The organism is Bradyrhizobium sp. 142 (genome assembly GCF_023074015.1).
GTDB lineage: Bacteria > Pseudomonadota > Alphaproteobacteria > Rhizobiales > Xanthobacteraceae > Bradyrhizobium.
Window position 1 is genome coordinate 1 of sequence record NZ_JADPKQ010000524.1, and the last position, 13,341, is coordinate 13,341.

A 13,341-nucleotide genomic window follows, 5' to 3' on the forward strand; every position below is an offset into this window, starting at 1 on the left:
GACGTAGTACCGATGAAGCCGGGTAACTCTGGTGGAGGGAAGGACCCTGACTTCTGGAGCGCTGACGAAGAGGGTGAGGATCAGGTGATTGGCGATGAGCCTTGAAACACCGGTAAAGATCAGGAGCCTTCAGAGGAGGCTGTATTGCAAGGCGAAGGCAGAGCCCGCCTTTCGTTTCTACCTGCTCTACGACAAGATCTGTCGAGAAGACATTCTGCGCCACGCCTATGCACTGGCCCGCGCCAATGCGGGAGCGCCGGGAGTGGACGGAGAGAGCTTCGCGGCGATTGCGGGCGGTCGACAATCACGTCTATGATCGCGTGCGACACTTCCTGCGAAGACGGTGCAAGGTGCAAGGACGCGGCACACGAAGGTTCCCCGCTGACCATGTCTTCGGGCCCGCCGGCGTGCTGCGGCTCCGCCGCGTGCATCTGGGGCCGCTGCCGCGTGCCATGTGATGAAACCAGTCGGAAAGCCGGATGCCGGAAATCGGCACGTCCGGTTTGATGAGCGGGGAGAGGAAACGGGACGTTGCCGCACGGCCCAAGTCACCGCGCCTCTCCTCGACTCTACTCGCTCCATCCGGGCTACGATTGGAAGGCGGCGCCCTACTTCCCCGTGAACACCGCCTTGCGCTTCTCGATGAAGGCCTGCACGGCCTCCTTGTGATCGGCCGTATTGGTCAGGCGGATCAGCCGCTCGGCTTCGTGGTCGCGGGCGGTCTCGAAATCGAATTGCAGGGCCTCGTCGAGATTGTCCTTCATGTAGCGCAGCGCGAGGCGCGGGCCTTCGGCGAGCGACTTCGCCAGCGCGAAGGCCTCGGCTTGCAATTTGTCATCGGGCACGACGCGGTTGACGAGGCCGATCGCCTCGCAGCGCGCCGCGTCGACCTTGTCGCCGGTGAACATCAATTCGCGCGCCCGCGCCGTGCCGACCAGCCGCGTCAACAGCCAGGCGGTGCCATAGTCGCCGCTCAGCCCGATGCGGGCGTAGCCGGTGGCGACGAAGGCCGATTGCGCGGCGATGCGTATGTCGCAGGCCATGGCGATGGCAAGCCCGGCGCCCGCCGCGGGCCCCGGCAGTGCGGCGATCGTCGGCTTGCGGACCGAGATCAGCGCGCCCGTGAGCAGCCGCTGCCGCTCCTGCAGATCGGCGACGCGCTCTTCAAGCGACATCTCCAGCTTCTTCGGATCGCGATGTGCGCCCATGCCCTTGACGTCGCCGCCAGCGCAGAATGCTGGGCCCGCGCCGGTGATCAGCAGCGCGCCGACGCCTGGATCTTCGCCGCAGGTTCGAATCATCGTACGCAGCGCCGGCGTCAGCCTGTCGGACAACGAGTTGCGCGCCTCCGGCCGGTTCAGCGTGATCACCGCGACGCGGTCGCGGATGACGCAGAGCAGTTCGTTGGTACCGGTGTCGATGGTGGTTTCGGTGGTCATTGTTCCTCCCTCTTTTCCGTCATTGCGAGCGAAGCGAAGAAATCCAGGCTTTCTATTCCTCATCCTGAGGAGCGCGGAACGCGCGTCTCGAAGGATGAAGGCCCGGCCGGTGGCCTCGCCCCTTCGAGACGCCGCGCGAAGAGTGCTGCTACTCAGGGTGAGGGTCTAGCTTCTGGATTGCTTCGCTTCGCTCGCAATGACGGTTGTTGTGACGTTATCGCTTCAAAGATATCGCCTCAAAATTTCTCCACCCAGGGCCGCAGCTCCAGCTCCCAGCTCCAGGCGCTGCGCGGCTGCTGCAGCACGTTCCAGTAGCTCGCGGCGATCGCGTCGGGATCGAGCATCGAGTCAGGCTTGTCGGCAGGTTCGGTCCGCGCCGCGCTGCGGATGCCGCCATCGATGACGAAATGCGCTACGTGGATGCCTTGCGGCGAGAGTTCGCGCGCCATGCTCTGTGCGAGCCCGCGCAGCGCGAACTTGCCCATCGCGAACGACGCGGACTGCGCGTAGCCTTTGACGCTGGCGGAGGCGCCGGTGAACAGGATCGCGCCGTGCTTGTTCGGCAGCATGCGCCTGGCTGCCTGCTGGCCCACCAGGAAGCCGCCATAGGCGCTGACCGCGATCGCCTGCGCCACCTCGGCCGGGACCAGATCGACGAGCGGCCCGCGCGCGCGGCCGCTGGCGTTGTAGACGACGAGGTCGGGCGTGCCGATCTCGCGCTCGACCAGGCCGAACAGCCGTTCGACCTCCTCAGGCTCGGTGGCGTTGCAGGCATAGGCCTTTGCGCCCGTCTCACTGCAAAGCGCGCCGAGCTTTTCGATTTTTCGCGCGGCGAGCGCGACGCGAATGCCTTGCGCGGACAGCAGCCGGGCTAGCGAGGCGCTCAAGCCTTCGCCGGCGCCGACGATGAGCGCGATCTTGTATGTCGGGTGTTCCATGGCGTGATCTCTCGGAAACAGGGAGCCGCTGATTTATGCACGGGGCGCGCAGACGACCAGCCGGGGCGCCGGTTGGCTTGATCACAATTCCGCAGAGCGAATTGCTCCTTCACGGCGATCGTACCGCCCTGACAATTTGCGGCTTTATCCAGTCTCTCGGCTGGAGCATGATCGACATCATCCCAAGCGGCAAGCGCTAAAGCGGCGCAGCACGACCGCAGGGCGCGGAAACGACGAGGAAGATCATGCAAAAGCCGGCAACACCGCAGCGGAAAAATGACACAGCCGGGCAGGCCGGCCTGCTGGCCCCCGATACGTCGGGCATGAACTTCTATCGTGCCGATCCGGCGTTGACGGATCTGCTGCGCATCCATCTGCCGGACGCGCTGTTCCGCCATATCGAGCCGCATCTCGATCGTCTCGGTGAGCTTGCCGGCGGCACTCTGGACGAGTGCGCGCGCCTCGCCGACCGGCACCCGCCGGTGCTGCACCAGCGCGACAAGTTCGGCCGCGACGTGCAGTGGATCGAATACCACCCGGCCTATCGCGAGCTGGAGAAGGCAGCGTTTGGCGAGTTCGGCATCCACGCGCTCTCGATCCGCAAGGGCATCATGGGCTGGCCGGACAAATATCCCGTCGTGGCCAAACACGCCTTCACTTTTCTGTTCAACCAGACCGAATTCGGCATGGGTTGTCCGATCAACGTCACCGACGGCTGCGCAAAACTGCTGGCGAATTTCGGCAGCGAGGCGCTGAAGGCAAAATATCTCGACGGCCTGACCCAGACCGACATGAGCAAGCTGACCCAGGGCGGCCAGTTCATGACGGAAAAGGAAGGCGGCTCCGACGTCGGCACGCTGACGACGCGCGCAGCGCAGGAGGATGGGCACTGGCGCCTCTATGGCGAGAAATGGTTCTGCTCGAACGCGGACGCCAAGGTTGTCATGCTGCTGGCGCGGCCGGAAGGCGCCGGTCCCGGCACGCGCGGCGTCGGCCTGTTCCTGATGCCGCGCTTCCTCGACGACGGCTCGCAGAACCACTACCGGATCGTGCGGCTGAAGGACAAGCTCGGTACCCGCTCAATGGCCTCGGGCGAGATCAAGCTGGAGGGCGCGATCGCCTATGCGGTCGGCAAGCTCGATCGCGGCTTCGTGCAGATGGCCGAGATGGTCAACTCGTCGCGGCTGTCCAACGGCGTGAAATCCGCAGCGTTGATGCGGCGCGCCTATTACGACGCGATGACGGTGGCGAGGAACCGCGTGGTGTTCGGCAATCGCATCATCGACCTGCCGCTCGGGCGGCGTCAGATGCTCAAGATCATGCTGCCGGTTGAGCAGGCGCTGTCGATGAGCTTCCTCACGGCCGATGCGCTCGACCGCGCCGAGGCGGGCAGCCAGGATGCCGCGGCGCTGCTTCGCATCCTGACACCGACGCTGAAATTCCGCGCCACGCGCGATGCGCGAAAGGTCTGCGGCGACGCGCTCGAGATGCGTGGCGGCATCGGCTATATCGAGGAGTTCGCCACTGCGCGGCTGCTGCGCGATGCGCATCTCGGCTCTGTCTGGGAAGGCACCGGCAACATCGTCGCCATCGATGCGCTGCGGCGCGCCATTGGCCGTCACGGCGCCGAAGCCGCGCTCGCCGCCGATCTGCATGCCCGCCTCGATGACAGTGCGTCGGTGCCGCAGGCCTGGCGCGACCGCCTTCGCGGCCTGACTGACCGCGCCGTCGGTTTTGCGCGCGAGGTCGCGGGCAAGGCCGACAACGAGGCCGATGCACGGCGTGCGACCAGTCTGCTCTATCATGTCGTGAGCGCCGTCGCGCTGGCGTGGGAGGCGCACCGCATCCACGACATGCGCGGCGATGCGCGCCGGCTGCTGCTCTCGCGTCTCGTCATCGATCATCGCGTGCTGCCGAGTGATCCGTTCCGGCTCACGGAAAATGCCCCGCAGCAGAAGATCGCCGCGCTGCTGCTCGGCGAGCGTGCGGCCGGCATGAGCGAGGTTGGCGAACTGGTTCTGGCGGCGTAGGCTCGCTACGGCCGCGAGCGCGGTCCACCTCTCCCACAGGGAGAGGTCGATTTGCGCAGCAAATCGGGTGAGGGGTCTTGCTCCAACGTGAGACCGTAACCCTCACCCGGCGCTACGCGACGATCTCTCCCGATGGGAGAGGTGAATACCCGCACGCAACGAAAATCATAAAGCGAGGAAACGCCGATGAAGGCCGCCGTGCTCTACGAAGTCAACCAGCCGCTGGTCATCGAGGATGTCAGCCTGCCGAAGCCCGGCCCGCGCGAGGTTTTGATCCGCACGTCGGTCGCCGGCCTCTGCCACTCCGATCTTCATTTCATGGAAGGGCTTTATCCGCACCCGCTGCCGGCGGTGCTCGGGCATGAGTCCGCCGGTGTCGTCGAGCAGGTCGGCTCGGACGTCACCTACGTGAAGCCGGGCGATCATGTCGTCACCTGCCTGTCGGTGTTCTGCGGCACCTGCGACAACTGCACCACGGGCCGCACCGTGCTATGCACCGACACCACGGTGAAATTGCTGCCGGGCGCGTCGAACCGGATGCAGTGGTCGAAACCTGAGAAGCTGCACCAGTTCCTCAATCTCTCGTCCTTCGCCGAGCAGATGCTGGTGCACGAGAATGCGATCGTCAAAATCCGGAAGGAGATGCCGCTCGATCTTGCCGCGCTGATCGGCTGCGGTGTCATCACCGGCTATGGCGCGGTGGTGAACACCGCGAAGGTGACGGCTGGCGAGACCGTCGCGGTGATCGGCTGCGGCGGTGTCGGCATGGCCGCGGTCAACGGCGCGCAGATAGCAGGTGCAGGCCGCATCATCGCCATCGACACCAATCCCGCAAAGCTCCAACTCGCGACCAAGCTCGGCGCCACCGACATCATCAATCCCGCGGACGGCGACGTCGTGAAGCAGGTGCGCGATCTCACCAATGGCGGCGTGCATCATTCCTTCGAGGTGCTCGGCCGCAAGGAAACCGCCGAGCAGGCCTTCGCCATGCTGGCCGCGGGCGGCACCGCCACCATCGTCGGCATGATCCCGTTCGGCCAGAAGATCGAACTGCACGGCTTCGACTTCCTGCGCGAGCGCAGGATCCAGGGCTCCTCGATGGGCTCGAACCATTTTCGCGTCGACATGCCGCGCCTGGTCGATTTCTACCTGCGCGGCCGGCTGCACCTGGAGGACTGGATCTCGGCCAAGCTGAAGCTGAGCGAGATCAACGAAGGTTTTGCCAACATGAAGGCCGGCAAGACGCTGCGCAGCGTGATCATGTTTGATAGCTAGCGCGCGTGGTGCCGTCATCGGCTGGCAACACATGTCTAGGAGTCAAGGTCAAGGCGACCGGTCCAGACCGTCGGCCGAAGCGCAACGCGACTCCTTTACCAGCAGCAGCGTCATAGCCGTGGCAAGACCCGCGGCCAGCAGGTACGCGGGAGACATGTCCCAACCGGCGCCGGCGATCATGAGATAGGAGAACAATCCCGCAGTCGACACGGTGAAGCCGAGCCAGGCGAATCTCGGAACGCGAAATCCGCGCTCGCCGCGCCAAAGATCAAGCACGAGGTAGAACACGAGAAAGGTGTTGCCGAATGCCGCCGGCAGCAGACCCATGACGATCCCGCTCTCGAATCCGAGATAGGATAACACGCCGTCGATCTGGGCAATCACCGCGAACGGCAGATAGCGCGGATTGAGGAAGGCCAGCGCGATGGACGCAAGTTCGAACGCGTAGAAATAGCGCTCGTGCATCTTCGGAAGCAGGTAGGGCATCAGCATGAGCGAGACACAGGCGGCGAGCAGAACGAACTCCGGCCCCTCCCGCCTGGAGTGGGGAAGATTGACAAGGCAAGGCCGCTTGCCGCCGCGAGCACCAGGCCGGCGGCGACACCGATCTCGTAAGGTGTGCCACCGGCGAACACCCACAGATTCGCTGCATTCATCGTGAGGCGATGATAGGTGTGAGCTTGGGCGAGATAGACATCGAGCACCGAGACCAGGGATCTGCCGGCGACGAGAACCGGAATGGCGAGGATCACATAGACCGCGGGAACAGCGGCGAGCCATGCCAGATGGATCCTGCGGCGCAAGATCATGCCCAAGACGAAGGGTCCCAGAAATACGCCCTGGGCCTTCACCGAAACAGCCACCGCGAATGGCAGGACACCATTCCGGTCCCGCATGAACAGCGCCACGGACAACAGCGTGAAGAAGGTCCAGATTGAATCAGCCTGTGCCCACATTGCGCCGTTGAAGAGCACCGTCGGCGCAAGCCAAATCGCGCAGAAGGCGAGGGACGCCCGCAACGGCAGCTTTGTCGCTCGCCAGACCATCTGGGCCACGACGATCGCGCAACCGAACTCGAATAGTGCCGAGATCATCTTCACGAGCGAAAGTGGCTGGCCGAGCCCATCAATTCGGGCGGCAATCAGCAGGAGGTAGCTGAAAAACGGGGTGTAGTTGGTGAAAGCTTCGCCCAGTCCGCCAATGCCGTGATCCCGGGCGAAGGCATGCCAGGCCCGGTACTCAATGGCGACGGCGGTCGCGTGCTCCCGCGCAAGGTAACGGAGCACAAGGCCCGCCAACCCGCACGCGATCGCTACCGCGAACGCAACGCGCCAGCTCTTGGCCGGCGTCTCGTCCGGAGTGACGCGATCACCGGGCCCACCGAGCGCGCTTATCCCAATAGCGTCCTTTGTCACGCCATCACTCTTGCTGGATTTGAGCCTGACCATCGACCAACACAGAGGCACTCCAAGCTTGGCAACGCCTCCATGGTGACTTCGTCGGGATCCAAGCAAGCCTTCGAGCACCATGTTGTGGCTTGCAATCTCTACGGACGAACAATTGCGAGTTGTATAAAGGTCGGACGTAAGTTCGCGAATTGGTCGGGAAAATATTGTTTGGTTAGCGATTGCTTTACAGGAACGCGGTCATCGAAATGACTGGCAGCGAGAGCGTGAGCCGCGTAATTGGGGGCCCTGACTTCTGGCGAATGTCATCCACTCTGTCGAGTTCCGTAAGAAAGCGGCAAGAAGCTGCGCAGCGTGATCATGTTTGATGGCGAGCGCCAACCACGGTGTCATCGTCCGGCTTGACCGGGCGATCCAGTACCCTGCAGCGCGAGCTGTGTGTACCAACTACCGCCGCGGCGTACCGGATGCCCCGCCTGCGCGGGGCATGACGGTGGCGGTGCATCCTATGCGCTGCTCCAGTCATTTTGCTCCGTCATTGCGAGGAGCCCTTGCGACGAAGAAATCCAGAATCGTTCCGCGGCGGTAGTCTGGATTGCTTCGCTTCGCTCGCAATGACGAGAGGCACTAATCATCGAACGCCTTCGGCGGCACGAACCCGCCGAACTCGCGCTCGATCAACTCGGCGAGCTTGAGCGGCGTGCGGTCCTCGAGGAAGGGGCCGATGATCTGCACGCCGACCGGCAGGCCGTCCTTCGACAGGCCGAGCGGAACAGCCGTTGCCGGCAGGCCCGTCAGCGTGGCGATGCCGGGCCAGGCCAACTGGTCCGGATAGACATGCTCCTTGCCGTCGATGTTGATCCGGCGCTTCTCCTGCTCCGGTGAATGATTATGCGGATAGGCGGGGGTCGGCATGATCGGGCAGATCACCGCATCGAATGTCCTGAACAATTGGCGCCATTGCGCGCGCAGGCCGGCGCGGGCGCCCTCGTCGAACACCCAGGCCTGATGGGTGCTGGTGATGCCGCGCAGCCGCTCGGCAGCAAGGCTTTTGTCGTCGGGGGAGAGCTGCGCCGCGCCGGCACGCGCGCCGGCGAGAATGTCCGGCGGAAGAAAGGCGCCGAGAAAGCTCATCAGCATGCGCATGTAGAGGCGGGAGGCTTCCGTGAAGTCGGGAAACAGCGGGCTTTCGCGCGCGACGCTCGCGCCTGCGCCCGACAATTGTCCTGCGAGCTGCTCGATCGCGCCCCGAATATCGGCATTCGCAGGCAGCAGCGGGTGGCTGTCGATCACCAGCAGGCGGAAATCCTTTAGCGTGTGGTGTCGCGCATCCGGCAGCGCGAGCTTGTATCCGATGCCCAGGTCCAACGGATCGGGGCCTGCCATCACGTCCAGCAGCAGCGTCAGATCGGCCGCACTCCGCGCCATCGGACCGATCACCGCCATATCGCGCTCCATCGGGACCGCGGGAAATGGCGGCGGCGTATGGCCACGCGTTGGACAGAGATTGTAGGTCGGCTTGTGCGCGTAGACCCCGCAATGGAAGGCAGGCACGCGCAGCGAGCCGCCGATGTCGGAGCCGAGCGAGAGTGGTCCGTAGCCTGCCGCGAGCGCCGCGGACGAGCCACCCGATGAGCCGCCGGGCGTGCGGCCGAGATCGAACGGGTTGTTGGTCGTGCCGTAGATGTCGTTGTAGCTCTGCCAGTCCCCTAGGCCGACGGGAACGTTGGTCTTGCCGAGGATAACGCCGCCGGCGTTCTTGACCCGTGCGATCGACAGCGCGTCCTCCGCCGGTTTGAAATCCTTCTGCGGCGTCCAGCCCCAGGTCGTCGGCAGGCCGGCGACGTTGAAGGATTCCTTCACCGTTATGGGCAGGCCGAGCAGCGGCTTGCGCTCGCCGCGCGCCAGCGCCGCGTCCGCCTCGCGCGCGGCACCGAGGGCCCGGTCGAAATCCCGGACGCAGATCGCGTTGACCTTGCCGTCGTGACGCTCGATGCGGGCGATCGTATCCTGCGTGAGCTCGACCGCCGAGACCTTCTTCGCGGTCAATGCAGCCGACAGCTCGGCCGCGCTCTTGTAGCTCCATTCCGACTTGGCCACGACATGCTCCTGCGTTTCCTTGGCGGGATCATGCGTAGTTTGCCGGAATGTCGCAACCGCCGTTTGATAGCGATTGACATGTCGCTAGCTGTCATCGCCCGGCTTGACCGCGCGATCCAGTGCGCCGCGGCTTTTCCGTATCCTCGCTCCGTCTCTGGAATACTGGATTGCCCGCCCCAGTGCGCAATTGCGGACAAGGCGGGCGATGACGACCAGTGGGGCTACGCCGCCCCGATCAAGATCCCAACCGCCAGCACGATGCCGCCGCCGAGCACGATCTGGAACACGGCCTGAAGGAACGGCGTGTCCATGTAGCGCGCGCGGATGAAGGCAATCGCCCATAGTTCGAAGAACACGACCACGCCTGCGATTGCGGTCGCGATCCAGAATGCGTTGGGCCAGGAGTCCGGCACGAGATAAGGCATGGTGTGGCCGAGCCCGCCGAGCGTCGTCATCAAGCCGCAGGTGAGGCCGCGCAGCCAGGGCGAGCCGCGGCCGGTGAGCGAACCGTCGTCTGACAGCGCCTCCGCAAAGCCCATGCTGATGCCCGCACCGATCGAGGCAGCAAGGCCGACCAGAAAGGTCTGCCAGTTCTGATGCGTGGCAAAGGCCGCGGCGAACAGCGGCGCCAGGGTCGAGACCGAACCGTCCATCAGGCCGGCGAGGCCCGGCTGCACATATTGCAGCACGAACATGCGGCGGCTGGTGCGGTCTTCCTCCGCGCGCACGTCGGAATTCAGGATCAGACCCGTCAGCTTCGCTGCGGTCTCTTCATGACCTTTCTCGGCTTCGGCGAGGTCGCCCAGCAGCCGTCGTACGCCAACATCCTCCGCCTGTTCGGCCGCCTTCACGTAAAAGCGCTCGGCCTGCATTTCCATGGTCTCGACTTCCCTGCGGATGGTGTCGAGCGACAAGTTCTTGGTGAGCCAGACCGGGCGCCGGCGCAGGAATCCCTTGACGTCCTCGCGGCGGATCGGGGGCAGGTGCGGACCGAAGCGTTGCTCGTATATTTCAAGCAGCATGTGGCGATGTCCGCGCTCTTCCTCGGCCATTTGCTCGAACAGCTTGGCCGAGTCCGGATACCGCTCCTTGAGGTCCTCGGCGAAGGACATGTAGATGCGGCTGTCCTCCTCCTCGGAGGAAATCGCGACCGCAAGCACCTCTCGCTCGGTCAGATCGGCAAAGTTCTTCACGACGCGCCCTGTCTCATCAGTTTAGAATAGTTCTAAACTATATAGGCTGTCGTAGTTCCCCGGTCAAATCAGGCGGCCCGGACCTTTGCCAAGAAGTCGAGCAGCAGCCAGCTCACCTCGGCCGGCTGCTCCTGCTGCACCCAATGGCCGGCGCCGTCGACGAGATGGCAGCCGAGCATGTTCGTGCAGGCACCGGCCTGCATCGCCTCGATCGCGCCGGGACGCTGATAGATGCCCCAATCCTGCCTGCCTGCGATGAAGCAGGAGGGCACGTCGATGGTCCGGCCGCTGAACAGCTGAAGCTCGTTGTTGAAATCGCCCGTGGTGCCGCAGCGGTACCATTGCAGCCCGCCCTGGAATCCGGTCCGGCCATATTCGGCGCTGTAGTAAGCAAGCTCGTTGTCCGGCAGCCAGCGATTGGCGGCGATATCGGCCGGCGACGGCATCTCCTTTGCCACCGTCTCCGCCATGGTCTCGCCAGCATCCATGACATAATAGGTCGGCAGCTTTGCAAGCTCATTTGCGGACCACGACTTCAGCGGATAGGGCTTGTTAGCGGTCCAGTCCGCGCTCTTGTGATGATAATAGGCACGCAGGAAGGCGTGCAGTCCTTGCGGCGCGTGCTGCATGTCGGCATTGGCCGGGCGCGTCGAGTAGTACCATTGATAGTGCTTGCGTGGGCGCGGCAGCGCGGCGAGTTCGCGATGCACGGGATCCTCGGCCGGCGGCGGGACCGGCGCGTCGGCCGTGCCAAACGGCAGCGACGGCGGCCCGCCGAACGGCGCGCTCATCATCACCACCGAACGGAACACGTCGGGACGCATCAGCGCGCACCAGGCCGCGACCGGGCTGCCGAAATCATGCCCGACCAATTCGACCTGCCTGTAGCCGAACGCCGACACCAATCCGAGCGCATCGCGGACCAGGTTGAAGAGGCGGAACGGCGCGAGATCGCCGTCATAATCGGCATTGCATCCCGTGGTGCGGCCATAGCCCCGCTGGTCCGGCGCGATCACGTGATAGCCCGCCTGGCTAAGTGCCGGCATCACCTTGCGCCAGGAAAAGGCGAGCTCCGGAAAACCATGCAGTAGCAAGATGCAGGGCCTGCCTTTGGTTTCGAAGCCGGCTTCGAGTACGTGCATGCGCAGGCCATTGATGCCGTCGACGTAACGCGAGCGGATACCGGCGGGCAGGGGGATGTCAGGGAGCGTTGTCATCGTGTCCTCCGTGAGTGCCGGGAGCTCTTACCCTCCCCTGGAGGGGGAGGGTCGATCGCGCGCAGCGCGAGCGGGGTGGGGTGATCTCTCCAAACGGGCGGTGTTCCGTGCGGAAAGACCGTCACCCCACCCCGGCTCACATTTCGCTGCGCTCAATGCGAGCCGACCCTCCCCCTCCAGGGGAGGGTGATTGTCCGCGCGACGCGCTACACCGCCGCGCAAACGAAGCCGCTGCCCTTGCGCCTGATCTTTCCCACCGACGGTGAGGGGAAATGCGCGGTGCAGCACAGCGTGTCGGTGTCGCAATAGCGCTCCAGGAAGCTGCGGCGCGTGGTCGCCGCCTGCGCCTGGTCGACGTCGAACTTCACCGACATCTCGGGATATAGCGTCTGGATCGGCGAGTGCATGAGATCGCCGCTGAAGACCGCGTCGTCCTTGCCGCGGCCGAAGGTGAAGGCGACGTGGCCGGGCGTGTGGCCTGGTGTCGGCAGGATGCGGACGTGATCGCCAATCTGATGATCGTTGCCGACGAGCTCGTGGCGTTTGGCCTCGACGACCGGCAGCACGCTGTCAACGAACGGCGCGACCTGCGCCTTTGCATTCTGCTCGGTCCAGTAGTCGAATTCGCTCTTCGCGAACACGTAACGCGCGTTGGGGAATGTCGGCACCCAGCGATCGTTCTGAAGCCGCGTATTCCAGCCGACATGATCGACATGCAGATGCGTGCACATCACGAAGTCGATGTCGTCGACCGAGATGCCGGCGGCGGCAAGGCCGCGCATGTAGGCGTCATCGGTCTTCATGTTCCATTTCGGCCGCTGCGGCCGCGGCTTGTCGTTGCCGATGCAGCTGTCGACCAGGATGGTGTGATGCGGCGTCCTGATCACGTAGGACTGGAAACAGAGGATCAGCGTATCCTGCTCATCCAGCGCTTTCGCCTGTCGCATCCAGGCGCGGTTCTCGGTCAGCACCTCCGGTGCTAGCCCCGGCAACATCTCCAGCGCGGGCAGGAACGTTGTCTTTTGCTCGATGACGCGATGGATTGTGAGATCGCCGACGGTGAATTTGAGGCTCATGAGGACTCCCGCGATTTACGCTGCCGGCGGCATCGAGATCTTGACCGAGGGCCGCTCCAGCATCTTCTGATGGAAGGCGTCGAGCTTGGGATAGGCCTTGCGCCAGCCGCAATCGGCGAAGCGAAAATCGGCATAGCCGAGCACGCAAACGAGGCCGATCTGCGAAATGTCGAACGGGCCGTCCAGGACATCCGGCATGTTCTCGAACCGCGCCATGCCGGTCCAGGCCCGGTTCCAGTGGTCGTCCGACCACGCCTGCCATTGCAGGCCCTGCGGCCGCACCATCTTCTCGTAGCGGCATAGCAGCATGGAATCGAGCATGCCGTTGATCAGCGAATGGTTGGTCTTGGCCTTCCAGCGCCGCGGGCCGTAATCGGGGATCAGGCCGCCGCCGGCCATCTCGTTGAGATATTCGACGATGACGTAAGAATCCAAGATCACGTCGCCGTCATTGGTGATCAGCACCGGCAGCTTCTTCAGCGGCGTGATGCGCGAATAATCCTCGTTGGCCTGCCCGGGCGCCACGGTCGCGGGCGTGAACTCGATCTTGTCGATCAGCCCGAGCTCGATCGCAGCGATGCGCACCTTGCGGGCGAAGGGCGAGGCGGGGGAGAAGGTGAGTTTCATCTTGAGTACCCGTCGAATGAACCGGTTGGTTCGTCATTGC

General features: G+C 64.2%; 12 protein-coding genes. 3 read left to right on the plus strand and 9 right to left on the minus strand.

Going from position 1 to position 13,341, the window contains the following annotated elements; genetic code table 11:
* Positions 1-94 precede the first annotated feature (94 nt).
* Positions 95-316 (plus strand): hypothetical protein, encoded by a 222-nt coding sequence (locus tag IVA82_RS46835; RefSeq protein WP_247493975.1) that lies wholly within the window; start codon positions 95-97, stop codon positions 314-316.
* 292 nt (positions 317-608) lie between these two features.
* Here the strand turns inward: IVA82_RS46835 and IVA82_RS46840 are convergent, their stop codons facing one another.
* Positions 609-1,439 (minus strand): enoyl-CoA hydratase, encoded by an 831-nt coding sequence (locus tag IVA82_RS46840; RefSeq protein ID WP_247388786.1) that lies wholly within the window; start codon positions 1,437-1,439, stop codon positions 609-611.
* A 236-nt stretch (positions 1,440-1,675) separates the two neighbouring features.
* Positions 1,676-2,377: an SDR family NAD(P)-dependent oxidoreductase gene (locus IVA82_RS46845; protein WP_247388787.1), complete on the minus strand. Its 702-nt coding sequence runs from the start codon at positions 2,375-2,377 to the stop codon at positions 1,676-1,678.
* Between the two features lie 245 nt (positions 2,378-2,622).
* On the opposite strand from IVA82_RS46845, the gene IVA82_RS46850 reads away from it, so the two are divergent.
* Both IVA82_RS46850 and IVA82_RS46855 read left to right on the plus strand, forming a co-directional pair.
* Positions 2,623-4,407 (plus strand): acyl-CoA dehydrogenase family protein, encoded by a 1,785-nt coding sequence (locus IVA82_RS46850; protein ID WP_247493976.1) that lies wholly within the window; start codon positions 2,623-2,625, stop codon positions 4,405-4,407.
* Between the two features lie 186 nt (positions 4,408-4,593).
* Positions 4,594-5,682 (plus strand): Zn-dependent alcohol dehydrogenase, encoded by a 1,089-nt coding sequence (locus IVA82_RS46855; protein WP_247384582.1) that lies wholly within the window; start codon positions 4,594-4,596, stop codon positions 5,680-5,682.
* A 48-nt stretch (positions 5,683-5,730) separates the two neighbouring features.
* Here the strand turns inward: IVA82_RS46855 and IVA82_RS46860 are convergent, their stop codons facing one another.
* From IVA82_RS46860 to IVA82_RS46890, 7 genes are all read right to left on the minus strand, one after another.
* On the minus strand, positions 5,731-6,168 hold the full coding sequence (locus tag IVA82_RS46860) for a hypothetical protein (RefSeq protein ID WP_247384581.1): 438 nt from the start codon (positions 6,166-6,168) through the stop codon (positions 5,731-5,733).
* Positions 6,168-7,097: a hypothetical protein gene (locus IVA82_RS46865; RefSeq protein ID WP_247384579.1), complete on the minus strand. Its 930-nt coding sequence runs from the start codon at positions 7,095-7,097 to the stop codon at positions 6,168-6,170. Before IVA82_RS46865 ends, IVA82_RS46860 begins: the two co-directional genes overlap by 1 nt.
* Before the next feature lie 618 nt (positions 7,098-7,715).
* Positions 7,716-9,188 carry an amidase gene (locus tag IVA82_RS46870; protein ID WP_247384577.1) on the minus strand — a complete coding sequence of 491 codons (1,473 nt, stop codon included), beginning with the start codon at positions 9,186-9,188 and terminating at the stop codon, positions 7,716-7,718.
* A gap of 221 nt (positions 9,189-9,409) precedes the next feature.
* Positions 9,410-10,381, minus strand: a complete 972-nt coding sequence (gene mbfA / locus IVA82_RS46875) for an iron exporter MbfA (RefSeq protein WP_247384576.1) — start codon at positions 10,379-10,381, stop codon at positions 9,410-9,412.
* A 68-nt stretch (positions 10,382-10,449) separates the two neighbouring features.
* Positions 10,450-11,598, minus strand: coding sequence for an alpha/beta hydrolase (locus IVA82_RS46880; protein WP_276578025.1), 1,149 nt, complete (start codon positions 11,596-11,598; stop codon positions 10,450-10,452).
* Positions 11,599-11,804: 206 nt separating this feature from the next.
* Positions 11,805-12,674, minus strand: a complete 870-nt coding sequence (locus tag IVA82_RS46885; RefSeq protein WP_247384575.1) for an MBL fold metallo-hydrolase — start codon at positions 12,672-12,674, stop codon at positions 11,805-11,807.
* 15 nt (positions 12,675-12,689) lie between these two features.
* The gene (locus IVA82_RS46890) at positions 12,690-13,301 is read right to left on the minus strand and encodes a glutathione S-transferase family protein (protein ID WP_247384574.1); all 612 of its coding nucleotides are present in this window, start codon (positions 13,299-13,301) and stop codon (positions 12,690-12,692) included.
* Positions 13,302-13,341 lie beyond the last annotated feature (40 nt).